Raw genomic sequence first — 26,286 nt, forward strand, 5'->3', positions numbered from 1 at the left:
CCTTTCCTCACCGGTGGCGACGACACAGCGCGAGAGTCACCACCCACCTGAGGAATCGGCACATGACTGCTTCAGCAGAACCGCGTGTCCGGCACCGCCGCAAGGTCACCGAGCGGCGGGCGCTGATCGCGGGCTCCACCGCCCTGGGCATCACCGGCGCTGCGATCGTCACCACGACGCTGCTGTCCTCGGCGGGCGCCGCGTCCACCTGGCCGACGGCCACCGGCAGCAAGGCCGTCTCCTCGACGATCAAGGTGTCGGGCACCTACGACGGCAAGCTGAAGAAGTTCTACGGCAGGGGCGCGCTCGGCACCTCCGACCAGGACGAGTCGCAGGGCGCCATCTTCGAGCTGGCCGACGGCGCGGTCCTGAAGAACGTGATCATCGGTGCCCCGGCCGCGGACGGCGTCCACTGCAAGGGCTCCTGCACGCTGCGGAACGTGTGGTGGCTGGACGTCGGTGAGGACGCGGCCACCTTCAAGGGCAAGTCGTCCGCGGCGGTGTACAAGGTCATCGGCGGTGGCGCGAGGAACGCCGACGACAAGGTGCTGCAGTTCAACGGCGCCGGCAAGCTCACCGTGACCGGCTTCCGGGTGCAGAACTCCGGCAAGCTGGTGCGCTCCTGCGGCAACTGCAGGACGCAGTACAAGCGCACGATCGTGCTGAGCGACATCGACGTCGTGGCGCCCCTGAAGGCGATCGTCGGCGTCAACGCCAACTACGGCGACAGGGCCACCCTGTCGAAGATCCGCATCCAGGGGGACCCGAGGAAGAAGGTCAAGACCTGCGTGCGCTTCAAGGGCAACAACACCGGCAAGGAGCCGACCGAAATCGGTACGGGTGCGGACGGAACCACCTGCAGGTTCTCGTCATCTGCCCTCACGTATAAGTAAGTGAACTTTCAAGAGCCACGGAGCGACCCTTGAGCACGCACAAGAGACGACACCTCACGCGCCGACGTGTGCTCGGGGCCTCCGCGATCGGAGTCGCCGCCACCGGCGCCGCCGTGGCGGGCGGCGCCGGCCTGCTGTCCTCCGCGTCCGCCGCGACCTTCGGCTACAAGGACGACGGCAGGAACTACGTCGTCGACACCGGCGCCTTCCTGGTCTTCAAGGTCTCCAAGACCACCGGCGACCTCACCTCCCTCGTCTACAAGGGCAAGGAGTACGAGGGCTACGGCGGCAAGCACTCGCATGTCGAGTCCGGCCTCGGCGCCTCCACCGTCACGATCAAGCAGTCCGGCTCCACGATCCTGGTCAAGGTGGCGCACGGCGCGATCACCCAGTGGTACGCGGCCCGCAGCGGTCAGAACAACGTGTACCTCTGGACCAACAAGGCGGACGCCTCCTTCACCGCGACCCGCTACATCGTCCGCCTCAAGCCCGGGATGTTCCCCAACACCGGCTCGGACTCCTGGATCGAGACCTCCGACACGATCATCGAGGCCGGGGACGTCTGGAAGCGCGCCGACGGCACCACCCACTCCAAGCACTACTCGGGCAAGCGCACGATCGACTACGACCACGTCGGCTTCACCACGGGTTCGGTCGGCCTGTATCTCGTCCGCTCCCGCCACGAGAAGGCCTCCGGCGGCCCCTTCTACCGCTCCCTGCTGCGCCACTCCAACGACAAGGGCGCGGGCCTCTACGAGATCCTGCACTACAACGAGGCCCAGACAGAGGCGGAACGTTTCGGCTTGCAGGGCCCGTACGTCCTGGCCTTCACCGACGGCGGTACGCCCTCCTCCTCCCTCTTCCACGACAGGCTGGACACCTCCTGGGTGGACGGCCTCGGCATCACCGGCTGGGTCGGCATGGCCGGCCGCGGCAAGGTGGCCGGCGTGGGCCTGAAGGGCATGGACGCGAAGTACCCCTACACCGTCGGCTTCGCCAACAAGGACGCCCAGTACTGGGCGAAGGCGGCGACCGGCACCGGCGCGTTCTCCTGCAAGGGGATGCTGCCGGGGACGTACACCTTGACCGTCCACAAGGGCGAACTCGCCGTACTGACCCAGGAGGTGAAGGTGACCGCGGGCGCCACCACGAGCCTGCACACCCTCTCGATCACCGGCGACCCGTCCACCGCCAAGACCCTCTGGCGGCTCGGCGACTGGGACGGCACGCCCGGCGAGTTCAAGAACGCCGAGCTCATGACCTACGCCCATCCGTCCGACGCCCGCGCGGCCAAGTGGACCGGCAATGTCACGATCGGCGGCGGTGACGCGGCCAAGTCCTTCCCCGCATACGTCTGGAAGGACGTCAACGACGGCATCCTGATCTACTTCAAGCTGACGAAGGAGCAGGCGGCGGCCGCCCACACCCTCCGCGTGGGCGTCACGGACGCCTTCGCGAACGGCCGCCCGCGCGTGACGGTGAACGACTGGGTGTCCGCGGTCCCCGCGGCCGTCCCCCAGCCCTCGACCCGCTCCCTCACCACGGGCTCCTACCGGGGAAACAACCACACGTTCACGTACCACGTCCCGGCGAGCGCCTGGAAGACGGACGTGTCGCAGTACAACGTGCTCAGGCTCGACATCGTGAGCGGCTCGAGCGGCACGGCGTTCCTGAGCCCGGGCACGTCGTTCGACTGCGTCGACTTGCTGGCCTGAGCCCCTCTCAGGTCAGCAGAAGGAACGCCCCCGCGATAAGACCGGCGGGGGCGTTTCCTTGTGCCGTCCTATTTCATCGTCGAGCCGATGGTGGTGGAGCCCGTGGTCAGGAACGTCGTGGCCGGCAGCGAACCGTCCGACTTCCGCACCCCGTACGCCGTCGTCGCGTCCGTCGATCTGAAGGCCGGCGCGCCCACCCCGCTGTCCCAGTTGTTGGCGGCGGACACCGTGGAGGTCCCCAGCTTGGACAGCCCGCCCCTGTTGCTCACCGCGAGGTTGCGGGCGAGCCGGGCCTTGCCGGTGGCGAAGTAGAACCCCGCCTGGGCGTTCGCGTACGCCGTGTTGCGGTTCAGCGCGATCGCCCCGGTGTTGGAGTTCTCGGTGAAGCCGTTCAGGGTGTTGTCCCAGGCCGCGTTGTTGTTGACGACGTGCGCTACGGTGACACCCCCGCCGCCCAGCTTGAACCCGTTGCCGTTGCCCTCGAACGCGGAGTCGTTCCAGCGGTTCTCGCCGTTGCCGAAGGCCCAGGAGTGCTCGACGGTGACGGGGGTGGAGAACTGCCAGAGGTCGAGGCCGTCGTCCGAGTTGTCGTAGAGGCGCGCACCGGTGATCTTGTTGCCGGTCCCGGAGCCGAACTTGATGGCGATGCCGTCCGCGTTCTGGCCGTGTCCGGCGGCGTCGTAGTTGCCGTGACTGTCCAGGTTCTGGACGAGGTTGCCGACCGTGTCGTCGCCGCGGAGCGTGAAGCCGGAGTCGCCGTTGTCGGCGGTGACGAGGTTCTTGAAGATGCCGCCGGTGGAGGAGGTGACGACGAAGCCCTGGGCCGGGGAGTTCTGGAAGGTGAGGTTCTGGACGGTCCAGTAGCTGCCGTAGATCCCGGCGAGCCAGGAGCCGTCGGCCAGCTCGGAGCCGTCGATCTTCACCTTCTCGGTGCCGTACGCCTGGAGGGTGATACGGGACGAACCGGTGCCGCTGGCCGTGGACTTGAGGGTGGCGGTGGGATAGTACGTGCCGCCCCGGACCTGGATGACCGTGCCGGCGACCGCGTTCTTCACGGCCGACTCCAGTTGCGTTGTCGTGGAGACGGTGACCGTCGTGTAGGCGGCCTGGGCGCCGCCGTTCGACAGACCGAGGTAGACACCGCCCGCCCCCGCGGCGACCGCCACCGCTGCGGCGATCGAGAGGGTGCGCGTCCTGCGGTGGCGTCCGGTGCTCAAAGGCACGGGCGTTCCTTTCACGTGAGGTGTGAAGCGGAAACGGGCCGGAGGGGCCGCCCCGCCCCGTTTCCGCACACCAGTCGCCGCCGCGGCCGGAAAGGGTTGCCGCGCCCCGCGGAAAAGATCGAGAGTCCTTCGCGACGCACTCCGGGCGTCTCTCGGAGCCCGGTGCGGAACGGGACGGGCCCGCAGCGAGGACCACCACGTGGCGTACACGACGGGATGGTCCCCGCTCGGCCCGTGGACCGAGCGGGGACGATCCCGTCCAAGCGTCCCGGAGTACGGCATCCCACCTCCGCCGCGGACGGCGGTATCGAGCCGGTGGCGCCGACCCTCGGGGCGATCGAACCCGTACGGGACGTCAGCTGACGAAGTACGTCGGGTTCGGGAGCTTGTACGTCCGGTTGGCGTAGCCGCCCTCGAGGTCGGAGTACTGGTCGCCGAAGTTGGCGATGATCTCGTAGCCGAGGTCGTCCTCGATGTGCTTGCGGGTGCCCGCCTTGTACTGGACGGTGGTGCAGGTCCAGTTGTTCGGGGTGGCGCAGGCGCTGAGGTAGGCCGGCGGGTTGGCCGCGTCCTTGAGGAACATGTGGGCGGAGTCGAGGTTGATGTCGGCGCCGACCTTCTTCAGGTTGTCGACGGCGGAGACGCGCTGCGACTCCTTCAGGCCCGAGTTGTAGAAGACCTCGACCCCCTTGGACTTGGCGTACTTCACCAGCTCGGGGCTGCCGAAGACGGCCGGACGGTCCGCCTTGGCCACGTACTCGGCCCACGTGGTCGAGTTGTAGGTGTAGTTGGTCTTCTTCTCGTAGTCGAGGCTGAGCAGCAGCGTGTCGTCGATGTCGAAGACGACCGCGGGCTTCTCGCCCTTGTGGCGGGCCTTGCGGGCCGCCTGGTCGATGTACTTGTGCGCGGCCTTGTCGAGGGCCGCGAGGTCCTTGGCGTACGGGCTGGTCGGCGACGCCTGGTAGACGCCGTTGGCGTCGAGCGCGGTGCCGTAGTAGGTGTCGATGTCCTTCACCAGGAGCCCGATGTTGTAGGGCTCGTGAGTGGAGTTGGCCGTGGACTGGCCGGCCGTGGCCGCGCCTGCGCCGTAGAGGGCGCCGGCGGCGACGGCACAGGCGGCGCTGACGGCCGCGATGCGCAGTGACTTATGCATGACACGCTTTCTACGCGCGTCACCCGGGCGGGCGCGAGACCCGTTGCCCGATCGATACCCGTTCGGCGGGCAAAAAACGGGTCAAGCGCCCCGGACGGCTCGGTCCACAGGTCAGTTCATGGTCGCCCCGATCGTGGTCGAGCCCGTCGTCAGGAACGTCGTGGCGGGCAGGGTGCCGCTGGAGCTGCGGGCGTTGTACGTCGTCGAGGAGTCCGTCGACTTGAAGGCCGGCGTCGAGATGCCGCTGTCCCAGTTGTTGCCGGCCGAGGTCACCGACGAGCCCTTGTTGACGAGCCCGCCGCCGTTGCTCACCGCCAGGTTCTTGCCGAGCTTCGCGGAGCTGGTGGCGAAGTAGTAGCCCCACTTGCTGTTGGCGTAGGCGGTGGTGCGGTTGATGACGATCGCACCGGTGTTGGAGTTCTCGGTGAAGCCGTTTCCGGCGTTGCCCCAGGCGGCGGAGTTGTTGACGACGTGGGCGACGACCTCGCCGTCGCCGCCCAGTTTGTAGCCGTTTCCGTCGCCCGCGAAGGCGGAGTCGGACCAGCGGTTGGCGCCGTTGCCGAAGGACCAGGTGTGCTCGATGGTGACGGGCGAGGAGAAGGACCAGAAGTCGATCCCGTCGTCCGAGTTGTTGTAGAGGCGGGCTCCGGTGATGAGGTTGCCGGTGCCGGAACCGAACTTGACCGCGACGCCGTCGGCGTTCTCGCCGTGGTTGGCGGCGTCGTAGTTGCCGTAGCTGTCGATGTTCTTGACGGTGTTGTTGACCGTCCCGTCGCCGGTGAGGGTGAAGCCGGAGTCGCCGCCGTTGACGGTCTTGATGTTGTTCCACACCGTTCCGGTGCAGGACTGGCAGACGACCGCGCTGTCCGGGGAGTTCTGGAAGGTGATGTTGGAGACGTTCCAGTAGTCGGCGGTCAGCTTGAAGATCCAGTCGCCGTCGGGGAGCGAGGAGCCGTCGATCTTCACCGTCTCCGAGCCGTACGCCGTCAGCGTGATCGGCGCGGAGGAGGTGCCGTTGGCCGTGGACTGAAGGGTGGCCGTCGGGTAGTAGGTGCCGCCGCGGACCTGGATGACGGTGCCCGCGGTGGCGTTCTTGATGGCGTTGGAGAGGTCGGTCGAGTTGCTGACGACCACGGTCGCGGCCTGGGCCTGGGTGGGCAGGACGACGGCGAGGCCGGCGCCCAGGGTCAGGGTCGCGAGGGCCGTGAGAGCGGTACGACGAGACATGGAGTGCGGTCCTTTCTCGTGCGGGTGGGGAGATGGTTCACAGGACGGAGTCGAGCCAGGTGAAGACCTCGTCCTGCATGCGGTCGACGAAGACATGGCCGAGGTCGGGCCAGGTCTTCAGGTGCAACCGCTCCTCGGCGTGGCGGGAGCGCCAGACGGCGCGCAGCCTGGTGTGGGCGGTGCGGACGCCGTCGGTGGGGAAGAGCGGGTCGAGCCCGCCGGCGAAGAACAGCATCGGCCTGGGTGCGGCGATGCTCGCCACGTCGGGGAAGTCGAGGTGCCGGGGAAGCCCCGGGTGGAGCATGTAGTACGAGGACTGCCCGCGCAGCGTGTTGTTGCCGGGCACCATCATGTCCTTCAGGCCGGTCATCCAGCACACGGAGGCGGCGGCCGCGATGTCGTCGGTGAGAGCGGCGGTCTGCCAGGCGCGGAAGGCGCCCATGGAGAACCCGACGGCCGCGACCCGGCGCGCGTCCACCCGGTCGAGGCCGGCCAGGAAACCGGCCGCCCGGGCGTCCTCACGGGCCATGAGCCCGGCGAGCGAGGAGCCGAGGTTGAAGAGGTTGGAGGCCAGGGCCTGCTGCTGGTCGTAGGCCAGGGGCCCGCGGTCGCCCCAGCCGAGGGCGTCCGCGCACAGCACGACGTACCCCCGCCGGGCCAGCTCGTCGCCGACGAACCGTCCGCTGAAGTACGTGTCCGCCCACGCCTGGGCGGAGGCGAGCCGGACGTCGTCGTACCAGGGCCGGACCAGCTTCTCCTTGCCGATGTCGAATCTCGCCCCGTGGTCGTGCAGGAGCAGCACGGCCGGGAAGGGGCCGGATCCGTCGGGGGTGAGGAGGGCGGCGCGGACGCGTTCGTACCGGGTGAGGGAGAGCGTCACCAACCGGGCGGTGTAGCCGTCCCGTCGCACGGGCGGGCCGTACTCGGGAGCGTACGGGGTGCCGTCCTCCCGTTCTACGACCATCAGCTCCTCGGCCTTGGCACGAGCCGCCCGGCGCCAGGCGCCGAAGTCGCGGAGCGGGGAGTTTCCCCAGGCGAGGGGGAAGGTCAGCGCCGCTTTGAGGGCGGGGTGGAAGTCGGGCAGCGGCCCGTCGACGACGGCCGCCCGGGCATCGGGGGCCGCTCCCCCGGCGAGCAGCGCCGCCCCCGTCCCGACCACGAACGCCCGCCGCCCCACCGGGTCACGGACGCCGCTCATACGGCCTCCAGTCCCCGAGATAGGTCCGCCGGGTGTGCGTGGCCGCCTCCTCCGCCGTCAGCTGGGGCCGGTTCTCCGGCACGGGGACGACCGCGCCGGGACCGGAGTTGGCGTACTCGCGGAACCGCATGGTCTGCCAGGGGTAGGCGTCCCGCATGTTGGTGTAGGGGGCGACGGCGTCGATGCCGGGGCCGATCCAGGTGTCCCGGACCACCAGCGAGGGCCAGGCGGTCGTCTCGTACGACGGCACCCAGGGCCGGGCGATCTTGTACGCCGCGTCCTCGGCGCCGGAGGTGATCCGGCCGCGGAGGGCGAGGAAGCCGTAGGGGTTGGCACGGGCGGTGGCGGGTGCGAAGACCATGCCCTTGGGGGTGAAGGCCACGTCCCGCTGGAGGGTGTGGAAGTGGCAGGCGTCGAAGACCGCCCGGGCCCGGCCGAAGACGAAGTCGACGTCGCCCTCGATGTGGCAGTGGCGGTAGTACTGCCGGTCGAAGGCGTCGAGTGCGGTGGTGTCCGCGAAGAGGGTGTCCTGGTGGGCGAGGAGACGGACCTTCTCGAAGTGGCTGCGGTCGCCGGTGACGTAGGCGGCGACGGCCTGGGTGCCGGTGATGTCCGGGTGGTCGGCGCGCAGCCAGTCGTTGGCGAGGGTGAGATCGCGGACGGTGAGCCCGGGTGCGGCGGAGGTGAAGGTGGCGGAGCCGGCGGTGCCGTAGGTGCCCGAGCCGTCGGGCTTCGGCGTCCCGTTGGCGTTGTCGAAGACGATGACGGCGGCGCGGGGGTCGCGGCTCGCGCCTCGAAGCGTCAACTCGCCCTTGTCGGCCGGGATGTTCACGACCTCGCGGTACGTCCCCGGATGCACGAGGATCGTCCGACCGGGGCCGTCGACCGCGTCCACGGCCGCCTGGACGGAGTCACCGGGGCGGACGTGCAGGACGCGGCGGCTGTGGGCGAAGGCAGGGGCCGTACCGGTGGCGGTCAGGCCGCCGGCGATGCCCGCGAGAAGGGTGCGCCTGGGGAGCGACATGTCAGCACTCCCCCGTCCAGGGCGCCCAGTCGCCCAGGTAGGCGGCGCGGGTCGCCGACCCGGCTTCCTCGTCGGTGAGTTGGGGACGGTTCGCGGGGACGGTGATCTCGGCGCCCGGCCCGGAGTTGCGGTACTCGGCGAACCGCTGGTTCTGCCAGGGGAAGGAGGCCGACATGTCGGTGTAGGGGGCGACGGCGTCGATGCCGGCGTCCAGGCGGGTGTCGCGGACGGTGAGGCTGGGGCGGGCGGTGGTGTCGGAGCTGGGGACCCAGGGGCGGGCCAGCTTGTAGTAGGCGTCCGGGGCCTCGCTGCTGATACGGCTCCTGGTCACCAGGTAGCCGCGGGGGTTGGCGCCCGCCGTGGAGGGGGCGAAGACGAAGCCGTAGGGCGCGGTGGTGAGGTCGGTGCGGTTCAGGGTGCGGAAGTGGCAGTGCTCGTAGACGGCGGTGGCCCGGCCGAAGACGAAGTCGACGTCTCCCTCGACGTAGCAGTGGGCGAAGTACTGCCGGGCGAAGGTGGCGAGGGACAGGGAGTCGGCGTACAGCGTGTCCTGGTGGCCGAGGAAGCGGCAGTGGTGGAAGGCCGAGCGGTCGCCCTGGACCTTGATGGCGACGGCCTGGGTGCCGGTGATGTCGGGGTGGTCGGCGCGCAGCCAGTCGTTGGCGAAGGTGATCCAGCGGGCGGTGAAGCCGTCGGCCTGCACGGTCGTGGTGGCCGAGCCGGTGGTTCCGTAGGTGCCGCCGCCGGGCTTGGGGGTGCCGGCCGCGTTGTCGTGGACGATGACGACGTCTTGGGGGTCCTCGGAGGCTCCGATCCAGGTGGCCTCGGTGCGGGTGGCGTCCAGCGCGACCGTCTCGCGGTACACGCCCGGGGCCAGGACGAGGGTCCAGCCACTGCCGGTGGTGGCGGCGACGGCGGCGCGGACGGAGGTGAAGTCGCCCCGGCCGAGCGGGTCGACGTACAGGGTCTGCGGGGTGCGGCGGGCGGCCGGGGAGCCATGGCGGCCGAACGGGCCGCGTCTGCCGCCGGCGGCGGCCCGCGCGGGTGCCGAGGCGAGGACCGGGGCGGCGATCGCGCCGGCGGTCGCGGCGAGGAACCGCCTTCGTGTCAGGGGGTGCATGCGGGTGCTCCTTGGCGGTGCGGCTCTGCGGAGGGGGTGGCCGGGGCGACGTTGCGGACGCCGCCGCCCCGGCCGTCGTACGGACGGATCAGCCCAGGCGTCCCGCGCCCGCGCCACAGTCGACGATCCGGGGGACGGACTTCGCCGGGTCGACCTTGGTGCGCAGGGTGGGGGTCCAGCCGGCGCCGGACTGCAGGACCTCGCCGGGGATCTCGGCGTTGTGGACGGCGATCAGGTCGGTCGCGGTGCCGTTGACGTAGTTGTCGTCGGCGGTGACCGGCGAGACGTTCCACCGCTTGAGCACCTTCGCCGCGCTGATTCCCGTCGGCAGCGTGAACGCGTTGTGCTCGGCGACGAGTTGGGACTCCTTGCCGATGCCGAAGCTGTAGGAGTAGTCGCCGTTCGCGACGAAGTGGTTGTTGTAGGAGTCGACCTGGCCGAAGCGGACGCGTGGAGCGCGCTCCACGAGGTCCGAGAACAGATTGTGGTGGAAGGTCACCTTCAGGTGCCCGCGGTCGCCGGCCGCCGTCGACTCGCTGTCGCTGTTGCCGATCAGGATCGTCTTGTCGTGCTCGGTGAAGACGTTCCAGGAGGCGGTGACGTAGTCGGAGCCGCGGACGATGTCCAGTTCGCCGTCGTGCTGCTGGTAGAGCATCCCGAAGTAGGACGGGGCGGAGCTGTCCGGGTGGGACCCGTCGGTGAACGTGTTGTGGTCCAGCCAGACGTGCGTGGCCCCGTACACCACGGCGGTGTCGTACTCGGAGTTCCAGTTGCCGCTGGAGCCGTCGGTCGGGTCCCACTGCGGGAAGCAGTCGATGGGCGACTCGAAGGCCAGGTTCCGGATGATCACGTTGTCGACGGCCTTGATCTGCAGGCTGACGCCCTTGAACCCGGCGTTCCTGCCGATGCCGACGATGGTGGTGTTGGACGGGACGTTGGCCTTGATGGCCGTGTCCTGGTTGGCCTGGGAGGCGCGGCGCAGCCCCTCCGGGCTGTCGTCGGGCTCGGCACCGAGGTCGGTGTCCAGGCCCCAGGCCTCCGGCGAGTACTTCGCGAGATAGGCGTCGAAGTCGTAGCCGGGCGCGGCGAAGGCGTCGCATCCCTCGGCGACGGCGTCGATGACGCCCTTCACCTTGATGATCTTCGGTGCGGAGCCGCCGGCCGCGAGGGCGGCCTTGAACTCCGCCCAGGTGGTGACGGTGTAGACGTGGTCGGCGTCGGCGGCCGACCCGCCCGTGGTCCCGGTCCCGTACGAGGCCCAGCCGTCGTTCGCGGCCAGGACCTGCCGGCCGAGGTCGCGGGAGGCGGCGTGGGCGGAGGCCGTACCGGTGACCGAGAGCACCAGGGCGGTGCACCCGACGAGGGCAGCTATGACACGTCCATGACATTTCTGTGTACGCACTGTGCGGGTCTCCTCTTGTTACGACAGCGGCTCTGGCCAGGTGATCCAGGACGTGGGGATCTCGTCGCGCAGCCGGACCACGTCCCGGGGTCCGAGCACCCGCGCCCGCAGCAGTTCCCGGGCGACGAGCCGCGCCACGGCGATCGCGCCCGGCGGGTTGAAGTGCGTGTTGTCCTGCTCGGTCCCGGTCCAGTTGAAGTAGGTCTTGGTCTCCTCGACCCCCAGCTCCTGCCAGAGCGCGAGCGACAGCGCCTGGATGTCGAGCAGCGCGACCCGCTCCTCCTCGGCGAGCGCCCGCATGGCGGCGGGGTACTCCCCGTGCGTCGGCACGGCGTTCCCGTCGGCGTCGAACCTCCGCCGCTCCACGGGCGTGGCGAGCACCGGCCGCGCCCCCTTGGCCCGGGCACCGGCGATGTACTGCCGCAAGTAGTCCTGGTACGTCGTCCAGGGCTCGGTGTAGCGGGTGGGGTCGGTGGTCTTCTCGTCGTTGTGCGCGAACTGGACGACGAGGAAGTCCCCCGGCCGGACGGCCGCGAGGATGGCGTCGAGCCGCCCCTCGTCGATGAAGCTCTTGGAACTGCGCCCGTTCACCGCGTGATTGGCGACGGGCCGATCGGCGTGCAGAAAGAAGGGAAGCGCCATGCCCCACCCGGTCTCGGGAGCGGCGTCGGAGTACTTCTGGGCGGCGGTGGAGTCACCGGCGATGTAGATCGTCCGCTTGCGTCCCCCGGCATGGGCGGTACCGGCCGCCGCGACACCGAGGGGAAGGGCGGCGAGCGCCGCCGAGGTGACCTGCCTACGGGTAAGGGACACGAACGTGCACCTCTCGAGAGTTTTCAGGGGCGCGGGGAACTGCGCGACCAGCCACGACGGACCCGCAGCTCCCCACGAGGGCAATCACCCGAACGGCTATCCGTGGTTCTTCTTCCAGTCGGCCTGCGCGGCGTTCAGCTGCTCGGCGAGCGTGTCCAGGAAGTCCTTCGCGCTCATCTTCCCGAGCAGCACCTTCTGGAAGTTCGGCTCGTTGTCGGCCTTGGAGATGGTGTTCCAGTCGGGCAGGTAGTAGGGCAGCTGCACGATCTTGGTTCCGTCCCCCGACAGCGCCTCCGCCGCGAGCTTGGTCGGCTCGGAGGACTGAACCCAGCTGTCCTGGGCCGCCTCCAGGTTCGCCGGCACCTGCCCCGCCGTCTCGTTCCACTTGCTGTTCGACTCGTGCGAGGCGGCGAACTCGATGAACTTCCAGGCGGCGGCCTTGTTCTTGCTGGACTTGAACAGTCCGAGCCCGTCGACGGGGTTGGAGACCTGCACCCGCGTGCCGTCGTCCTGGGTGGGCGCGGGGATGCCCTTGAACTTGCCGGCGAGGGCCTTCTGGTGGTCGGCGTAGGAGCCGAGGTTGTGGCTCAGCATGCCGATGGTGCCGCTGTCCCACTGGGCGACCATCTTGGTGAAGTCGTTGTTGACGTCGGCGGCCGGGGTGTCCTTCTTGTACAGGCCGACGTACTTCTCCAGCGCGGCCACGTTCTTGGGGTCGTTGACCGTGGTCTTGTCGCCGTTCCAGAACTCGGTGACACCGCTCTGCCCGTAGGTGGCGTCCAGCGCCTGGGCGATGGATCCCGCGCCACCCCGGATGGTGTACCCGAACGTGTTCTTGCTCTTGTCGGTGAGCTTGTCCGCGGCCTCGTAGAACTTCGTCCAGGTGGTCGGCGCGTCCAGCCCGGCCTGCTCGAACAGATCGGTCCGGTACCACAGGGTGCCGTTGTTGGCGGAGGTCGGCACCGAGTACGTCTTGCCGTCGACGCCGGCCGCCTTGACGCTGTCGAGGAACTTCACGTTGAGCTGGCCGTTCAGATCGCTCTTCGCGAGGCGGCTGTCCAGCGGTTCGAGGGCGCCCTGTGCGGCGACCTCGGCGAGCATCGCGGTGCCCACTCCACCGACGTCGGGCAGGCCGCCGCCCTGGATGGCGGTGTCGTACTTGGACTGGACGCTGTCGGCCGGGACACCGACGTACTTGACCTTGATGTCCGGGTTGGCCTTCTCGAAGTCGGCGATGATCTCCTTCCAGATGTCGGTGCGGACACCGCCGTTGTTGTCCCAGAAGGTGATCTCGCCCTTGCCCGAGCCCTCGTTGCCCTTGTCCCCCGCGCTGCCGCTGCCGTCGTCGCCGCAGGCGGTGGCGGTCAGCGCGAGCACGGAGCCCAGGGCGACGGCCAGTGCGGCGCGCCTGCTTCTGCGGATGCTGCTCTTCATGTGGTCGGCTCTCTTCTTCTGGATCCAGCGGAGTGATGAAGTTGTGGGGGGTCAGTGGGTGGCGCGGGCGTACGGCGCCCAGCCGTCCGCACCCTCGAGGTAGCGCGCGACGGTGTGCGTCGACGCTTCCTCGTCGTTCAGCTGCGGCCGGTCGGCCGAAGTGAGGGCCCCGGGGCCGTGGTTGCGGTACTCGGCGAACCGCGCGTCCCGCCACGAGAAGCCGCTCATGTCGGTCCACGGCGACGACTTGACCGCCGCCGGCAGCTCGGTGTCCCGGATCAGCACCTGCGCGACCGCCTCCGGCTCCCCGCCCGGATGCCAGGGCCGGCCCAGGTGGAAGCTCTGGTCGGGGGCGTCGCTCACGACCTTCGAGCGGGTGATCAGGAAGCCGTACGGATTGCCCGTCCAGGTCGAAGCGGCCGTCAGATAACCGTTGTTGGTGGCGGAGCCCCGGCTCAGCAGCCGGATCACCGACCGCTCGATCACGGTCGTGGCCCGCCCGTAGACGAAGTCGACGTCGCCCTCGATGTAGGAGTCGCGGATGTAGACCCGGCTGACGGCGGTCAGCCTGGGGCTGTCGGTCATCAACGTGTCCTGGTTGCCCAGGAAGGCGGTGTCCTCGAAGACGATCCGGTCACCGGTCGTCTTCATGGCGAGGGCCTGCTCGCCGTTCAGCTCGACCGCGGCCTCGTCGAAGTCGTTGCTGAAGGTGAGGTGGCGGGCCGTGACGTCGTTCGCGGCGATCCGGACGGTCGCGCTTCCCGTCGAACCCCCGTACGCGGCAGGGGTGTCGTGGACGATGACGGTGTCGGAGCGGTCGTGTCCGGTCCCCCGCAGCACGATGTTCGGCTTGGTCGCGGGGATGAAGACCTTCTCGCGGTACGTGCCCGGCGCGACGGCGATGGTCACGGCGTCGGCGTTGCCGTCGGGCACGGCGTCCACGGCGGCCTGGACGGTCGGGTAGGCGGCCGGTACGTCGAGCACGACACCGAGTCGCCGCTGCGGTCCCGAGAACCGCTTGACCAGCGCGGGCACGGCGGCGGCCGGATCCAGCCGGTAGTCGTAGAACTCCCGGGGATCGAAGGCGGCGCCCCACTCGTCCGTGCGACCGCCCGTGTTCTTCAGGATCGATCCGCGCTGCACCAACTCGGCCGTCGCGTCGGCCTGGTAGGGGTGCTGCACCCCGTCGTAGTAACTGTTCTCGATGACCATCTTCGTGTGGCCCCGGGACCAGTTCCCGTACGTCCACACCGGGTCGCCGTCGGCCACCTGGGCGGACAGGTAGTTGTTGTACAGATGCGCGTAGGCGCAGTTGTCGGCGGACGGATTGCGCTGCTTGGTGCCGGTGAACCAGTTGTGGTCGATGGTGATCTGGGTGAGGACGTTCGTCGTCCAGCCGATGCCGAAGGCCTTGTTGTGGTTGCTGAACTGGTTGGAGGAGACGGTGATGTACTGGCTGTCCTTGCGGATGTCGAGCAGCCCGTCGCCCATGTGCGTGAAGCGGTTGTGGTCGATCCAGACGTGGTCGACGGTGTCCATCTGGATGGCGTCGAAGTCCGTGGTCTTGCCGTCCCAGTCACCCTCGACGTACGAGTCCCGGATGGTCAGATTGCGGATGATCACGTTGTGCGTGCCGGGGTTCAGGTGCAGCTCCCCGTGCACGATCTCGCCGGTGTCGCCGACACCGATGATCGTCTTGTCCGAGGCCACGACGATGTCCGAGCCGAAGGGCTCGACCGCTACCGAGCCCTTGACCCGGATGACGTACGGCTCCTCTGCGGCCGCGTACTCGGCGAGCGCGGCCTGGTCGGTGACGGTGACGACCTTGCCTCCGGCGCCTCCGGTGGTGCCGCCGGCGAGGGAGGCGAAGCCGTGGGCCCGGTCGGACAGGCGATCGGCGGTGACCGCCTTCGGCCCGGCGGCGGCCTGCGCCTCACCGACGGAGGCCAGGCCGAGGGCCGCCAGCAGAGCGGCGACAGCGACCAGGACGACACCCGGTCTCAGGGCGGCATCCCGCCTCGACAAGCGCTTGCTATGGAAGTGCGTCATTGCGGCTCCCAACGGGCGTACAGGGGAAAGGGTCAGAGCGGTCTGATCCGGAACTCCGTGAACGAGGCCGCTCCGGCATGCCCCGCTCCCGAGGGGGCGAGCGCGAAGAGACCGAGCAGGGCGCCGACCCAGCGCCAGGGAGTGGCGGCGAAGACGGGACCGGAGAAACGCAGGCCCTCTCCGATGTCGTACGCGAACCGGCATCGCGCTCCCGCGCCGATCTCGATCCGCAGGCGCGCCCGGCCCTCGGGCGCGAGCCGTGGATGGTCGGCGTCCCGTTCCCGTTCGGCGACGGGTTCGGCGAAGCGGTGTACCAGGTGGACCGTCCCGTCGGTGCCGCGCTGGAGGCCGATCCAGCCGAACGCGTCGCCGAGGACCGCGAGCCCCGCGCGGGCGCCCGGTTCCTCGCCGTGCAGTGCCAGCTCCACCTCGACGGCCGACGGGGTTCCGGGGAGCCGCTGGGTGAGGACGTTCGGCAGTCTGCGCAGGTCGTGCGCGTCCGCCGTCCGTACGCAGGCCAGGCGCAGGCCGTCGCCGGAGTGGTGGGTGGCCCAGCCGTCCTGGGGGTTGGCCGTCCACTGCCACTGACGGCCGAAGCGTCCCCCGGGGAAGTCGTCGTCGGTGGCGGGCGCGGCTGGCGGCTGGGCGGGCAGGTCGGGACGGCGGTGTTCCAGGACGGGGGCGCCGTCGTCGCCGAGCACCGGCCAGCCTCCGGCCCCCCAGCTCATGGGCTGGAGGTGGACCACCCGGCCGTAGGCGCCCCGCTGCTGGAAGTGCACGAACCAGTCCTCCCCGGACGGGGTGCGCACCCAGCCGCCCTGGTGGGGGCCGTTGACCTCGGTGTCCTTCTGTTCCAGGACGGTCTTCTCCTCGTACGGGCCGAAGAACTCCCGCGCGCGGAAGGCGCCCTGCCAGCCGGTCTCCACGCCGCCGGCCGGCGCGAGGATCCAGAACCAGCCGTCGTGTTTGTAGAGCTTGGGGCCTTCGAGGGTGAACCAGCCGGGGATGCGGTCCCCGTCGACGATCAGCTTGCCCTCGTCGAGAAGTGACGTCCCGTCGGGGTGCATACGATGGCCGGTGAGCCGGTTCTTGATCCCCGCGCGCGACTTCGCCCAGGCGTGGACCAGATACGCCTCGCCGGTCTCCTCGTCCCACAGGGGGCAGGGGTCGATGAGTCCCTTGCCCTCCTTCACCAGGTGGGGGCGGGTCCAAGGGCCCCTGATCTCGGGGGCGTTGATCTGGAAGATGCCCTGGTCGGGATCGCCCCAGAAGATCCAGAAGCGGTCGTCGTGGTGCCTCAGGGAGGGCGCCCAGACTCCGCAGTCGTGGCGGGGGGTCCTGAACTCCGAGGCGGGCTCCAGGAACTGCAGCGCGTGGCCGACCAGCGTCCAGTTGATCAGGTCCCGCGAGTGCAGCAGCGGCAGGCCCGGGGCCCGGCCGAAGCTGGAGGCGGTGAGGTAGAAGTCGTCGCCGACACGGACGACGTCCGGGTCCGACCAGTCGGCGTTGAGAATCGGATTGCGGTACGTCACTGGGTCACCGCCTTCCTGACCAGCGCCGCCGCCTCGTCGCGGCCCAGGCGGCCGTCGGCGACGACGGTGACGATCCGGCGTACGGCGGTCTCGCCGGGCGGGATCGGCAGCCGTGCCTCGGAGGCGAGGGAGGAGCCGACGCCCGGATACTCGGCGGCGCGGACGAACCAGGGGTCACGTCGGGTGGCGTCGGTGGCGCCCGCGAAGACGAGCGTCCAGCCGGCGCCGGCCAGGGCGAGCCAGTCGGCGCGGGCGCCGTGGACCTCCGCCTCGCCCTCGGTGTCGGCGGTGAAGACGTCGGGGGCCGAACCCTCCTTCCTCGCCCGCCAGAAGAAGCCGCCGTAGGCCGCGCCCGGGCGTCCGTTGGTGGCCGGGCTGCCGATGGACAGCGGGGCGGGGGTGACATTGGTGAGGGAGAAGGTGAAGTCCAACGCCCAGGCGGCGTCGGTGAGTTCGGTGGCGGCGACCGTACGGCGCTCGCGCAGCAGCTCGGCCCCCGAGGCGATCCAGCGCAGCTCCTCGACGAAGCCGTCGGGGTCGCGGAGCTGGAAGGAGCTGTGGCGCTGGGTGCCGTGGTTGTCGAGTTCGGTCGGGCCCTGGTCGCGGACGTAGGTGCGCCCGCCCCAGAAGTTGTGCCCCTCGACGTCGGGAACGGCTACACCGACGCCGAGGTGGTGGGTGTGGTCGGCCGGGGTCAGTTCGGTGACCGCCGTGCCGGCCAGGGTGGTGACGGGGTGGAGGTAGGGGCGCGGGGAGTGCCGGGCGGACAGCTCGGGCCGGGTGACGTAGCGGCCGACCGGGCGGCCCGCGACGCGCAGGACGACCGGTGAGTCGGGTGCCGTCATCAGGTGCTCACCTCTTTCGGATGCGCGGTCGTGAGCGCCCAGGGGGCGCCCAGTTCGGAGTAGAGGGCGAGGGTGTCGGCGGCCGCCGCGACGAGCCCGTCGATGCCGGGGACGACCCGGCGGTCCTCGTCCTTGAGCAGGTGCCAGGTGTCATCGGGCAGCTGCACGGGGTCGGGGGCCACCCGGATCGCCTCGACGACCTTCATGAAGGCTTCCGTGGCGGCCGGCGGGACGAGCGGTTCCGTCCCGTCGGTGAGGTGGTCGACGAGGTTCTCCAGCAGGTCGGTGCGGCCGTACTCGAACTCCTCGGGTCCGTGGTCGGCGCGCTGGAGCAGGACGCGGTCCTGCTTGTACCAGTAGGTGATCCGGCCCCGGCTGCCGTGGACGACGACGTAGGGGTCGTCGGGGTCCTCCGCGCACAGGGTCGCGGCCACGACGATCGGCAGGTCGTCGGCGGTGGTGATCCGGACGCAGGAGGTGTCGTCGGACTCGATGGCGTTGGCGTGCGCCAGCTCGGTCTCGATGCCGGTGACGTCCTCGGCGCGGGTGGCGCCGGCCAGGGCGAGCGCGGTGGCGACGGCGTGCGCGAGCGGGTTGGTGAGGGCGCCGTCGATGACGTCGACGCCGTTCAGCCGGCGCCTGCCCGCCCAGGGCGCCCGCCGGAAGTACGCCTCGGCCCGCGCCCAGGCCCCGGCGCCGCCGACCCCGGCGACCTCGCCGATCACCCCGTCGGCGATCAGCTCGCGGATCGCGGGCACGGCGTGCGAGCCCAGCGACTGGAAGCCGATCTGGCAGACCACGCCCGCCTCGGCGACCCCGTCGGCCATCCGGCGGAACTCCGCGTACGACGGCGCCGGCGGCTTCTCGAGGAGCAGGTGCACCCCCTTGCGGGCCGCGATCAGCGCCAGGTCGGTGTGGGTCGGGATCGGTGTGCAGATCACCGCGATGCGGGCGCCCGTGGCGTCGAGGAGCGCGTCGAAGTCCGCCGACTGCTCGGGCGTGCCCAGGCCCTCGGGGATCTCGTGCGGGGTGAGCGGGGTCAGCTCGCAGATGCCGGCCAGCCGGACGATCCCCTTGTCCTGGAGCCGGCGGATGTTGTCCAGGTGCCAGCGGCCGTGGCCGCGCGCGCCCGCGAGGACGACGGGTACGGCGGTGCTTGTGGAACTCATGGGATCCTCCCTGCGCCCGCGCCGTGGGCCACCTCGCGGTCGGCCACCTCGGCGCTGTCGATCTTTCCGTGCAGGGTAGGCGTCCAGCCGACGTCCGCCGTGAGATCGCGCTCGCTGCCGCTGTTGTACGCGTTGTGGATCGCCAGCAGGTCGACGGGCCAGCCGTTGAAGAGGGTGCCGCTCTGGTGCAGGGCGGTGCCGTTCCAGCTCTTGACCAGGTCGGCGACCTCGACGTGTCCCGGGGTGTGGAAGGCGTTGTTCTCGGCGTGAATCGCGGACTCGGTGGAGACGCCCAGCGAGTACCGGTGGTCGTCCGTGACCACGTACCGGTTGTCGTAGACGTGCACCTGCCCGAAGCGGACGCGCGGCGCGCGCTGTACGACGGACTCGAACTGGTTGTGGTGCAGGGTGACCCGGAGCTTGCCCCGGTCGCCGGTGGCCGTGTCCCCGTTGCCGATGAGCATCGCCTTGTCGTGGTCGGCGAACCGGCTCCAGGAGACGGTGACCAGGTCGGAGCCGTTGGTGATGTCCAGCAGACCGTCGTGGCGGAGGTAGTTGCGGGCGAAGTAGGTGGGCTCCTTCGCGTCGGGGTGGCCCCGGTCGCTCGCCGTGATGTGGTCGACCCAGACATGGGTCGAGCCGGTCAGCCAGACGTTGTCGTAGGCCGTCTTCCAGTCGCCGAGGCCGCCGGTGTTGGGCTGCCAGACGGGGAAGCAGTCGTAGGCGTCGCGCAGGTCGAGGTTGCGGAGGATGACGTTGTCCGCGTTCCTGACCTGGAGGCTCGCGCCCTTGAGGACGGCGCCCTCGCCCAGGCCGACGATCGTGGTGTTGGAGCCGACGGTGAGCACGACCCGCTCGGCCTGCTTGGCCGCCGAGGCCTGGCGGGCCTCCTCCTGCGCGCCGCTCGGCCTGGCCGGGCCCCAGGTGCGGGGGTCGTAGGCGGAGAGGTACTTCTTCAGGCTGTAGCCGTCGGTGGCGTAGTCGGCGCAGTCCAGGTGGTCGCCGTCGTCGTCGGTGTTGGCGTCGATCGTCCCGGCGATCTTGATGATCTTCGGGGTGGCGCTGCCGCCGTCGAGGGCGCGGACCAGTCCGGCGCGGTCGGTGACCGTGTGGACGTGGGCGTCGTCGGCGGCCGCTCCGCCGGTGGTTCCGGTGCCGTACGCGGCCCAGCCGTCGTCGGGGGCGAGGGTGTCGCGGCCGATGTCGCGGGCGTCGGCGTGCGCGGGGACGCACAGCAGCCCCAAAGCGGCCACCACGACCAGTACCTGACGAAGCCTCATCCCTTCACCGCCCCCGCGCTGAACCCGGTGATCAGCCACTTCTGGATGAAGGCGAACACGATCACCACGGGGACGGCGGCGATGATGCCGCCCGCGGCCAGGGCGCCGAGGTCGACGCTGTCCGCGCTCATCAGGGTGTTGAGGCCCACCGGGATGGTCTGCTTGGTCTGGTCGGACAGGAACATCAGGGCGAAGAGGAAGTGGTTCCAGGCGTGCACGAAGGCGAAGGAGCCGACGGCGATCAGTCCGGGTCGCAGGAGGGGCAGGACGACGATACGGAAGGCGGTGAGCCGGTTGCAGCCGTCGACCCAGGCGGCCTCCTCCAGGGAGTAGGGCACGTTCCGGATGAAGCCGCTGATCAGGATCATCGACAGGGGCAGCTGGAAGACCGTCTCGGCGATGATCACACTGCCGAGGGAGTTGATCATCTTCAGCTCGGCGAAGATCTGGAAGAGCGGGACCAGGAGCAGCGCGCCCGGGACGAACTGGGTGCACAGCAGGGCCAGCATGAAACCGCGCTTGATCTTGAAGTCGAAGCGGGCGAGCGCGTAGCCGCCGGTCAGCGCGACCAGGGTGGTCAGCAGCAGGGTCGCGACGCCGGTGAGGACGCTGTTCTGGAAGTAGACGCCGAAGTCCCGCTCGTTCCAGACCTTCTCGAAGTGGTCGAAGGTCATCGGCCAGGGCACGAGCGAGGTCGAGCCGGCCGGGCGGAGCGCGAAGAGCAGGATCCAGTAGAAGGGGACGAGAGTGAAGACCAGGTAGATCGACAGCGGGACGTAGATCTGCCAGCGCGGGACCTCGTCCCAGGCGCGGTGCTTCTTGCGCGGCCGCTGGTCGGCGGCGGGCGTCAGGGGCACGGGGGCGGGCGCGACCTCGGTGGCCTCCTTGGTGATCACTTGCCTTCACCTCCGAACTTGCTGAGCCGCAGATAGACCATCGAGCAGAAGAGCAGGATCACGAACGCGACCGTGGTGAGCGCGGACGCGTAGCCGAAGTTGTGGGCGTCGACGCTGGTGTTGGCGATGTACAGCGGGAGGGTGGTGGTCTCCCCCGCCGGACCGCCGCCGGTGAGCGTGTAGAGCAGGTCGACGTTGTTGAACTCCCACACCGCGCGCAGCAGCGTGGACAGGACGATGGCGTCCTTCAGATGGGGCAAGGTGATGTGCCAGAACTGCTTCACCCGGCTCGCCCCGTCGACCTCGGCGGCCTCGTACAGGTCCCTCGAGACGGACTGGAGGTCGGCGAGGATGAGGATCGCGAAGAAGGGGACGCCGCGCCACAGGTCGGCGACGATCGCCGCCGGGAAGACGGTGGAGGTGTCCGACAGCCAGCTGGTGCCGTAGGAGCCGATGCCCATGTCGGCGAGGTAACGGGTGATGCCTGTTTGGGAGTTGTAGAGCAGCACCCAGATCGCGGAGGTCAGCACCCCGGAGACGGCCCACGGGGAGAAGACGAGGGCACGGCCCAGCGCCCGGCCCACGAAGGTCTGGTTGACGATCAGCGCCAGGGCAAGACCGAACAGCAGTTGCAGGCCGACCTCGACGACGACCCACTTGGCGCTGAAGGTCAGCGTGTCCCAGAACTGCGGGTCGTCGGTGAAGGCGTGGACGAAGTTGTCGAAGCCCGCGAAGCCGTTCCGCCACGGCTTGGTGGGGTTGTAGTTCTGCAGGCTGTAGTAGAAGACGCTGATGACCGGGTAGGCGATGAAGCCCAGCATCAGCAGGGCCGCCGGCGCGATCAGCAGGTACGGAAGCCTGCGGGGCGTGGCGGAGGCACGGCGCCGCCGGGGTGGCGCGGGCGGTTTCGCCACGGCTGCGGCTTGGGCCATGACTGTTCTCCGTTCTCGGTACGTCGTGCGTGCGTCGTGCTCGTTCTCTCGCGTGCAGGAAGCGCTTTCTCGCCGGGCAGGGGTGTGCGCTGTCGTCCTTGGTGCCGTTCAGCCCGCGTAGGGGTCCGCGACCTTGCCCGGGCGGGCCAGGAACTCGAAGTCGCAGCCGGTGTCGGCCTGGGTGATCTGCTCGTTGTAGAGCGCGCCGTAGCCGCGCTCGTAGCGGGTGGGCGGCGGTGTCCAGGCCGCCCGGCGCCGCTCCAGCTCCTCGTCGTCCACCTCGAGATGGAGGGTGCGGGCGTCGACGTCCAGGGTGATCCGGTCGCCCGTGCGGACCAGGGCGAGCGGTCCGCCGACGTACGACTCCGGCGCCACGTGCAGCACACAGGCGCCGTAACTCGTGCCGCTCATCCGGGCGTCGGAGATCCGGACCATGTCCCGCACGCCCTGCTTCAGCAGGTGGTCGGGGATGGGCAGCATGCCGTACTCGGGCATGCCGGGTCCGCCCTTGGGGCCGGAGCCGCGCAGCACCAGCACACTGTCGGCGGTGATGCCCAGCTCCGGGTCGTTGATGGTGCGTTGCATGGTCCTGTAGTCGTCGAAGACGACCGCGGGACCGGTGTGCTTGAGCAGGTGCGGCTCGGCGGCGATGTGCTTGATGACGGCGCCGTCGGGGCAGAGGTTGCCGCGCAGCACGGCGACCCCGCCCTCGCTCGCCACCGGGTTGTCCCGGGGCCGGATGACGTCGTCGTCGTGGACCTGGGAACCGGCGATCTGCTCGCGCATCGTGTCGTACGACACCGTGGGCCGGTCCAGGTGGAGCAGGTCCGGGATGCGGGAGAGGAAGCCGGGCAGGCCGCCGGCGAAGTGGAAGTCCTCCATGAGGTACTTCTGGCCGCCGGGACGGACGTTGGCCAGCACGGGGACCGTGCGGGCGATGCGGTCGAAGTCGTCCAGGGTGAGGCGGATGCCCGCGCGGCCGGCCATGGCGATGAGGTGGATGACGGCGTTGGTGGAGCCGCCGAGACCGAGGACGGTGGTGACGGCGTCCTCGAAGGCGTCACGGGTGAGGATCGACGAGAGAACACGTCCCCGGTGGACTTGTTCCACGATCCTCATGCCGGACTGTGCCGCCATCCGATCGTGCCCCGAGTCCACCGCCGGAATGCTCGACGCGCCCGGAACCGTCACCCCCAGCGCCTCCGCCGCGGCCGTCAGCGTGGACGCCGTGCCCATGGTCATGCAGTGGCCCGGTGAGCGGGCGAGGCCGTTCTCCAGTTCGGCCAGCTCGCAGTCGCCGATGAGGCCGGCGCGCTTGTCGTCCCAGTACTTCCACATGTCGGTACCGGAGCCGAGGACCTCGTTGCGCCAGTGGCCGGGCAGCATGGGTCCGGCGGGCACGAAGACGGTCGGCAGGTCGACGCTCGCCGCGCCCATGAGCAGCGCGGGGGTGGTCTTGTCGCAGCCGCCCATCAGGACGGCGCCGTCGACCGGGTACGAACGCAGCAGCTCCTCCGTCTCCATCGCGAGCAGGTTGCGGTAGAGCATCGGGGTCGGCTTCTGGAAGGTCTCGCTCAGCGTGGAGACCGGGAACTCCAGCGGGAAGCCGCCCGCCTGCCACACGCCCCGCTTGACCGCTTGGGCGCGATCACGGAGGTGCACATGACAGGGATTGATGTCCGACCAGGTGTTGAGGATCGCGATGACCGGCTTGCCGAGGTGTTCCTCGGGGAGGTAGCCGAGCTGGCGGGTGCGGGCGCGGTGGCTGAAGGAGCGCAGGCCGTCGGTGCCGTACCACTGGTGGCTCCTGAGCTCCTCCGGGCGCTTCCGGGGAAGATCGTCGAAGCGCTTCATATGGACCACCCGGCGGCGATGGCGGCGACCTCGGCACGCTCGTCCGCAGGCAGTTGGCGGCTCGGCGGACGGACGTCCCGGCGGCACAGGCCCAGGGAGGCAAGGGCTTCCTTGACGATGACGACGTTGTTGGCGGAGCCGTTCGCGGCCCGCAGCTCCTCGAAGCGGCGGATCTGTTCCCAGACCTTCATCGCCGCTGGGTAGTCCCCTGATCGAAGCGCTTCGATCATGTTCAGCGAAACGGCCGGGGCGACGTTCACCAGCCCCGAGGTGAAGCCGGTGGCGCCCGCGGAGAAGTACGAGGGAGCGTAGGGCTCGGCGAGGCCCGCGACCCAGACGAAGCGCTCCAGGCCCGCGTCGCGGGCGAAGGCGGCGAAGCGCGCCGCGTCCGGGACGGCGTACTTCACGCCGACCACGTTCGGACAGGCGTCGGCGAGTTCGGCGAGGCGCTCGCCGTGCAGCTGCGCGTTGCGGATGTACGGGACGACACCCAGCTCGGGCACGGCCTCGGCGATGGCCCGGTGGTAGTCGACCCAGCCGCGCTGCGAGACGTAGGGGTGGACGGGCTGGTGCACCATCACCATCTGGGCGCCCCGCTCGAGGGCGTGCCGGGCGGAGGCGACCGCGGTGGGGACGTCATGGCCGACCCCGACGAGGATGACGGAACGCTCCCCCGCCTCGTCGATCGTCAGTTCCGTGACGAGCCGCCGCTCCTCGGGGGTGAGGGCGTAGAACTCGCCCGTGTTGCCGTTCGGGGTCAGGGTGGTGATCCCGCCGTCGAGCAGACGGCGCAGCAGGGCTCGGTGGGCGTCCCGGTCGACGGAGCCGTCCTCGGCGAACGGGGTCACCGGGATGGCCACCACGTCGGCCAGGGCCGCACGCTGGGTCTCGAACGCCACGCTGCTCATTCCTGACCTTCCTCTGCCTGGATGCCGTCGGCGGTCTCGGGGAACGCCCGGTGCACGAAGGACGCGATGTGGGCGTGGAGCGCGCGGGCCGCGCCGTCCGCGTCGCCGGCCAGGGCGAGCCGCAGGATCTCGCGGTGCTCACCGGCCTCGCGCTCCCAGGAGGGTGAGGCGGCCCAGGCGACGGCGGAGACCAGGGCGGCCTGGTCACGGACCTCGTCGAGCATCCGGCCGAGCAGCGGGTTGCCGCACGGCAGGTACAGCGCGCGGTGGAACTCGCGGTTGGCGAGGGACCGTTCGGCGGTGTCGGTCGCCTCGTCTGCCCTGGTCAGAGCTTCCCGCGCGGCGTCCAGGGAGGCTCCGCGACGCACGGCCCGCTTCAGCGCCTCGGGTTCGAGCAGCAGTCGTACGTCGTAGACCTCGCGCGCCATGTCCGCGTCCACCATGCGCACCGTGACGCCCTTGTACTGGCTCATGACGACCAGTCCGGTGCCGGCCAGGGTCTTGAGCGCCTCGCGCACCGGGGTCTTGGACACCCCGAAGCGTGCGGCGAGCTCGGTCTCGACCAGGGCCTGGCCCGGCGTCAACTGCCCGGTGAGGATGCGGCGTTTGATCTCCTCCAGCACGTATTGCGTGCGGGACGGGATCGGCGTGGGCACGGAGGTCATGCGCGCCTCTCTGATCTCACATATCGCGTCTCATATATGACGTACGAAGTACGACGCGTTGAAGGTAGGAGGGCCCCTGTGTTTCGTCAATGCTTCCGGCAAAAGAAGTGGGGATTGCGGCGCCCGAGGCGTCAGAAAGGGATGGTTTCGCCCTCGCGTGCGGTGCGGGCGGGATGCCCGAAGGCGGCGGCGGCCCTGGAGGTGGCCGCCTCGCGGGTGAGGGTGGGCCCGACATGGGTGACGAACAGCTCCCGCACGCCGGCCTTGCGGGCGATGTCCCCGGCGTCCTCCGGCGTCAGATGTGCCTGTTCGCTTCCGCCATGCCGGTCGATGTCCGCCTCGCACAGGAACAGGTCGGCCCCGGAGGCGAGTTCGGCGAGCGCGTCGCACGGACCACTGTCCCCGGAGTAGGCGAGGACGCTGCCCTGCGACTCGGCGCGCAGCCCGTACGCCTCGGTGTCGTGCGCCACCGCGCGCGAGGTGAGACGCAGGTTCCAGTGCCGGACGGTGTGGCCGTCGTACAGGGGACGGAAGTCGAAGACGCCGCTCAGGAACCGTATGTCCGGCCGCCCGAAGAAGCCCGCCAGACGCCGGGCGCAGTCGGTGGGCGCGTACACCCGGATCGGCACCGGCGGGACCATGCCGCCGTAGGCGAACGCGTAGGCGGCGGCGAGGAGATCTGCGCTGTGGTCGGCGTGCAGGTGTGAGATCCAGATCGCCGTGAGCCGCTCGGGATCCGTGTGCCGCTGCAACTCGGCGAACGTCCCGGGCCCCGCGTCGATCCATATCTCGGTGCCTCCACCACGCAGCAGATAGCCGGAGCAGGGACGGCCCGGCCGGGGGTACGGGGAGGCGGTGCCGAGGATGGTGAGGCTGAGGGGCATGGTGGGGAGCGTACGTTCCGCCCCCGCGGGACGCGGCCGGTTTGCGTGGGTCTACGCCGGGATCATGGGA

At 69.9% G+C, this 26,286-nt stretch carries 23 protein-coding genes; 3 read left to right on the forward strand and 20 right to left on the reverse strand.

Going from position 1 to position 26,286, the window contains the following annotated elements:
- The first annotated feature begins 62 nt into the window (after positions 1-62).
- Together ACIBVL_RS00560 and ACIBVL_RS00565 are read left to right on the forward strand one after the other, a co-directional pair.
- Positions 63-893 carry a pectate lyase gene (locus tag ACIBVL_RS00560; RefSeq protein WP_399089430.1) on the forward strand — a complete coding sequence of 277 codons (831 nt, stop codon included), beginning with the start codon at positions 63-65 and terminating at the stop codon, positions 891-893.
- A gap of 29 nt (positions 894-922) precedes the next feature.
- Positions 923-2,608, forward strand: a complete 1,686-nt coding sequence (locus ACIBVL_RS00565; RefSeq protein WP_399089433.1) for a rhamnogalacturonan lyase B N-terminal domain-containing protein — start codon at positions 923-925, stop codon at positions 2,606-2,608.
- 68 nt (positions 2,609-2,676) lie between these two features.
- Here the strand turns inward: ACIBVL_RS00565 and ACIBVL_RS00570 are convergent, their stop codons facing one another.
- Positions 2,677-3,831, reverse strand: a complete 1,155-nt coding sequence (locus ACIBVL_RS00570; RefSeq protein ID WP_399089436.1) for a right-handed parallel beta-helix repeat-containing protein — start codon at positions 3,829-3,831, stop codon at positions 2,677-2,679.
- 234 nt (positions 3,832-4,065) lie between these two features.
- Here ACIBVL_RS00570 and ACIBVL_RS00575 point away from each other — a divergent pair, with 234 nt between their 5' ends.
- Positions 4,066-4,194, forward strand: coding sequence for a hypothetical protein (locus ACIBVL_RS00575; RefSeq protein WP_399089439.1), 129 nt, complete (start codon positions 4,066-4,068; stop codon positions 4,192-4,194).
- On the opposite strand, the gene ACIBVL_RS00580 is transcribed toward ACIBVL_RS00575, so the two are convergent.
- From ACIBVL_RS00580 to ACIBVL_RS00670, 19 genes are all read right to left on the reverse strand, one after another.
- Positions 4,187-4,984: an HAD family acid phosphatase gene (locus ACIBVL_RS00580; protein WP_399089442.1), complete on the reverse strand. Its 798-nt coding sequence runs from the start codon at positions 4,982-4,984 to the stop codon at positions 4,187-4,189. The two genes, ACIBVL_RS00575 and ACIBVL_RS00580, sit on opposite strands and share 8 nt — an antisense overlap.
- A gap of 111 nt (positions 4,985-5,095) precedes the next feature.
- The gene (locus ACIBVL_RS00585; RefSeq protein ID WP_399089445.1) at positions 5,096-6,211 is read right to left on the reverse strand and encodes a chondroitinase-B domain-containing protein; all 1,116 of its coding nucleotides are present in this window, start codon (positions 6,209-6,211) and stop codon (positions 5,096-5,098) included.
- A 37-nt stretch (positions 6,212-6,248) separates the two neighbouring features.
- Positions 6,249-7,409 (reverse strand): dienelactone hydrolase family protein, encoded by a 1,161-nt coding sequence (locus tag ACIBVL_RS00590; protein WP_399089448.1) that lies wholly within the window; start codon positions 7,407-7,409, stop codon positions 6,249-6,251.
- Positions 7,393-8,433, reverse strand: a complete 1,041-nt coding sequence (locus tag ACIBVL_RS00595; protein WP_399089451.1) for a pectinesterase family protein — start codon at positions 8,431-8,433, stop codon at positions 7,393-7,395. Before ACIBVL_RS00595 ends, ACIBVL_RS00590 begins: the two co-directional genes overlap by 17 nt.
- Position 8,434: 1 nt before the next feature.
- On the reverse strand, positions 8,435-9,553 hold the full coding sequence (locus tag ACIBVL_RS00600) for a pectinesterase family protein (RefSeq protein WP_399089454.1): 1,119 nt from the start codon (positions 9,551-9,553) through the stop codon (positions 8,435-8,437).
- An 88-nt stretch (positions 9,554-9,641) separates the two neighbouring features.
- Positions 9,642-10,955: a polysaccharide lyase family 1 protein gene (locus tag ACIBVL_RS00605; protein ID WP_399089457.1), complete on the reverse strand. Its 1,314-nt coding sequence runs from the start codon at positions 10,953-10,955 to the stop codon at positions 9,642-9,644.
- 18 nt (positions 10,956-10,973) lie between these two features.
- On the reverse strand, positions 10,974-11,768 hold the full coding sequence (locus ACIBVL_RS00610) for a rhamnogalacturonan acetylesterase (RefSeq protein ID WP_399089460.1): 795 nt from the start codon (positions 11,766-11,768) through the stop codon (positions 10,974-10,976).
- A gap of 96 nt (positions 11,769-11,864) precedes the next feature.
- Positions 11,865-13,202, reverse strand: coding sequence for an ABC transporter substrate-binding protein (locus tag ACIBVL_RS00615; protein WP_399089463.1), 1,338 nt, complete (start codon positions 13,200-13,202; stop codon positions 11,865-11,867).
- A gap of 51 nt (positions 13,203-13,253) precedes the next feature.
- The gene (locus tag ACIBVL_RS00620; protein WP_399089466.1) at positions 13,254-15,251 is read right to left on the reverse strand and encodes a pectinesterase family protein; all 1,998 of its coding nucleotides are present in this window, start codon (positions 15,249-15,251) and stop codon (positions 13,254-13,256) included.
- Between the two features lie 32 nt (positions 15,252-15,283).
- Positions 15,284-16,783 carry a family 43 glycosylhydrolase gene (locus tag ACIBVL_RS00625; protein ID WP_399089469.1) on the reverse strand — a complete coding sequence of 500 codons (1,500 nt, stop codon included), beginning with the start codon at positions 16,781-16,783 and terminating at the stop codon, positions 15,284-15,286.
- The gene (locus tag ACIBVL_RS00630) at positions 16,780-17,628 is read right to left on the reverse strand and encodes a PmoA family protein (RefSeq protein ID WP_399089472.1); all 849 of its coding nucleotides are present in this window, start codon (positions 17,626-17,628) and stop codon (positions 16,780-16,782) included. The genes ACIBVL_RS00625 and ACIBVL_RS00630 overlap by 4 nt, the downstream gene beginning before the upstream one ends.
- Positions 17,628-18,797, reverse strand: coding sequence for a Gfo/Idh/MocA family protein (locus tag ACIBVL_RS00635; protein ID WP_399089475.1), 1,170 nt, complete (start codon positions 18,795-18,797; stop codon positions 17,628-17,630). The genes ACIBVL_RS00630 and ACIBVL_RS00635 overlap by 1 nt, the downstream gene beginning before the upstream one ends.
- Positions 18,794-20,077: a polysaccharide lyase family 1 protein gene (locus tag ACIBVL_RS00640; RefSeq protein WP_399089478.1), complete on the reverse strand. Its 1,284-nt coding sequence runs from the start codon at positions 20,075-20,077 to the stop codon at positions 18,794-18,796. Before ACIBVL_RS00640 ends, ACIBVL_RS00635 begins: the two co-directional genes overlap by 4 nt.
- Entirely contained in the window at positions 20,074-20,973 is a 900-nt protein-coding gene (locus tag ACIBVL_RS00645) for a carbohydrate ABC transporter permease (RefSeq protein WP_399089481.1), read from the reverse strand. The genes ACIBVL_RS00640 and ACIBVL_RS00645 overlap by 4 nt, the downstream gene beginning before the upstream one ends.
- Positions 20,970-21,905, reverse strand: coding sequence for a carbohydrate ABC transporter permease (locus ACIBVL_RS00650; RefSeq protein WP_399089484.1), 936 nt, complete (start codon positions 21,903-21,905; stop codon positions 20,970-20,972). The genes ACIBVL_RS00645 and ACIBVL_RS00650 overlap by 4 nt, the downstream gene beginning before the upstream one ends.
- Positions 21,906-22,013: 108 nt before the next feature.
- Positions 22,014-23,759 carry an L-arabinonate dehydratase gene (gene araD / locus ACIBVL_RS00655; protein WP_399089487.1) on the reverse strand — a complete coding sequence of 582 codons (1,746 nt, stop codon included), beginning with the start codon at positions 23,757-23,759 and terminating at the stop codon, positions 22,014-22,016.
- A complete protein-coding gene (locus ACIBVL_RS00660) occupies positions 23,756-24,667 on the reverse strand; it encodes a dihydrodipicolinate synthase family protein (protein WP_399089490.1) in 912 nt (303 codons plus the stop codon). The genes araD and ACIBVL_RS00660 overlap by 4 nt, the downstream gene beginning before the upstream one ends.
- Complete coding sequence (locus ACIBVL_RS00665; protein WP_399089493.1) at positions 24,664-25,332, reverse strand: GntR family transcriptional regulator; 669 nt, start codon at positions 25,330-25,332, stop codon at positions 24,664-24,666. The genes ACIBVL_RS00660 and ACIBVL_RS00665 overlap by 4 nt, the downstream gene beginning before the upstream one ends.
- A 131-nt stretch (positions 25,333-25,463) precedes the next feature.
- Positions 25,464-26,216: an MBL fold metallo-hydrolase gene (locus ACIBVL_RS00670; protein ID WP_399089496.1), complete on the reverse strand. Its 753-nt coding sequence runs from the start codon at positions 26,214-26,216 to the stop codon at positions 25,464-25,466.
- Positions 26,217-26,286: the final 70 nt, after the last annotated feature.

It is taken from the genome of Streptomyces sp. NPDC049687 (assembly GCF_044465285.1).
Classification (GTDB): Bacteria; Actinomycetota; Actinomycetes; order Streptomycetales; family Streptomycetaceae; genus Streptomyces.

Excerpts from the sequence above, each read along its gene's own strand:
- ACIBVL_RS00650 (WP_399089484.1), bottom strand. The coding sequence starts at position 21,905 with ATGGCCCAAGCCGCAGCCGTGGCGAAACCGCCCGCGCCACCCCGGCGG.
- ACIBVL_RS00635 (WP_399089475.1), bottom strand. The coding sequence starts at position 18,797 with ATGAGTTCCACAAGCACCGCCGTACCCGTCGTCCTCGCGGGCGCGCGC.
- ACIBVL_RS00615 (WP_399089463.1), bottom strand. The coding sequence starts at position 13,202 with ATGAAGAGCAGCATCCGCAGAAGCAGGCGCGCCGCACTGGCCGTCGCC.
- ACIBVL_RS00585 (WP_399089445.1), bottom strand. The coding sequence starts at position 6,211 with ATGTCTCGTCGTACCGCTCTCACGGCCCTCGCGACCCTGACCCTGGGC.
- ACIBVL_RS00665 (WP_399089493.1), bottom strand. The coding sequence starts at position 25,332 with ATGACCTCCGTGCCCACGCCGATCCCGTCCCGCACGCAATACGTGCTG.
- ACIBVL_RS00660 (WP_399089490.1), bottom strand. The coding sequence starts at position 24,667 with ATGAGCAGCGTGGCGTTCGAGACCCAGCGTGCGGCCCTGGCCGACGTG.
- ACIBVL_RS00595 (WP_399089451.1), bottom strand. The coding sequence starts at position 8,433 with ATGTCGCTCCCCAGGCGCACCCTTCTCGCGGGCATCGCCGGCGGCCTG.
- ACIBVL_RS00600 (WP_399089454.1), bottom strand. The coding sequence starts at position 9,553 with ATGCACCCCCTGACACGAAGGCGGTTCCTCGCCGCGACCGCCGGCGCG.
- ACIBVL_RS00640 (WP_399089478.1), bottom strand. The coding sequence starts at position 20,077 with ATGAGGCTTCGTCAGGTACTGGTCGTGGTGGCCGCTTTGGGGCTGCTG.
- ACIBVL_RS00670 (WP_399089496.1), bottom strand. The coding sequence starts at position 26,216 with ATGCCCCTCAGCCTCACCATCCTCGGCACCGCCTCCCCGTACCCCCGG.
- ACIBVL_RS00620 (WP_399089466.1), bottom strand. The coding sequence starts at position 15,251 with ATGACGCACTTCCATAGCAAGCGCTTGTCGAGGCGGGATGCCGCCCTG.
- ACIBVL_RS00590 (WP_399089448.1), bottom strand. The coding sequence starts at position 7,409 with ATGAGCGGCGTCCGTGACCCGGTGGGGCGGCGGGCGTTCGTGGTCGGG.
- ACIBVL_RS00630 (WP_399089472.1), bottom strand. The coding sequence starts at position 17,628 with ATGACGGCACCCGACTCACCGGTCGTCCTGCGCGTCGCGGGCCGCCCG.
- ACIBVL_RS00580 (WP_399089442.1), bottom strand. The coding sequence starts at position 4,984 with ATGCATAAGTCACTGCGCATCGCGGCCGTCAGCGCCGCCTGTGCCGTC.
- ACIBVL_RS00560 (WP_399089430.1), top strand. The coding sequence starts at position 63 with ATGACTGCTTCAGCAGAACCGCGTGTCCGGCACCGCCGCAAGGTCACC.
- araD (WP_399089487.1), bottom strand. The coding sequence starts at position 23,759 with ATGAAGCGCTTCGACGATCTTCCCCGGAAGCGCCCGGAGGAGCTCAGG.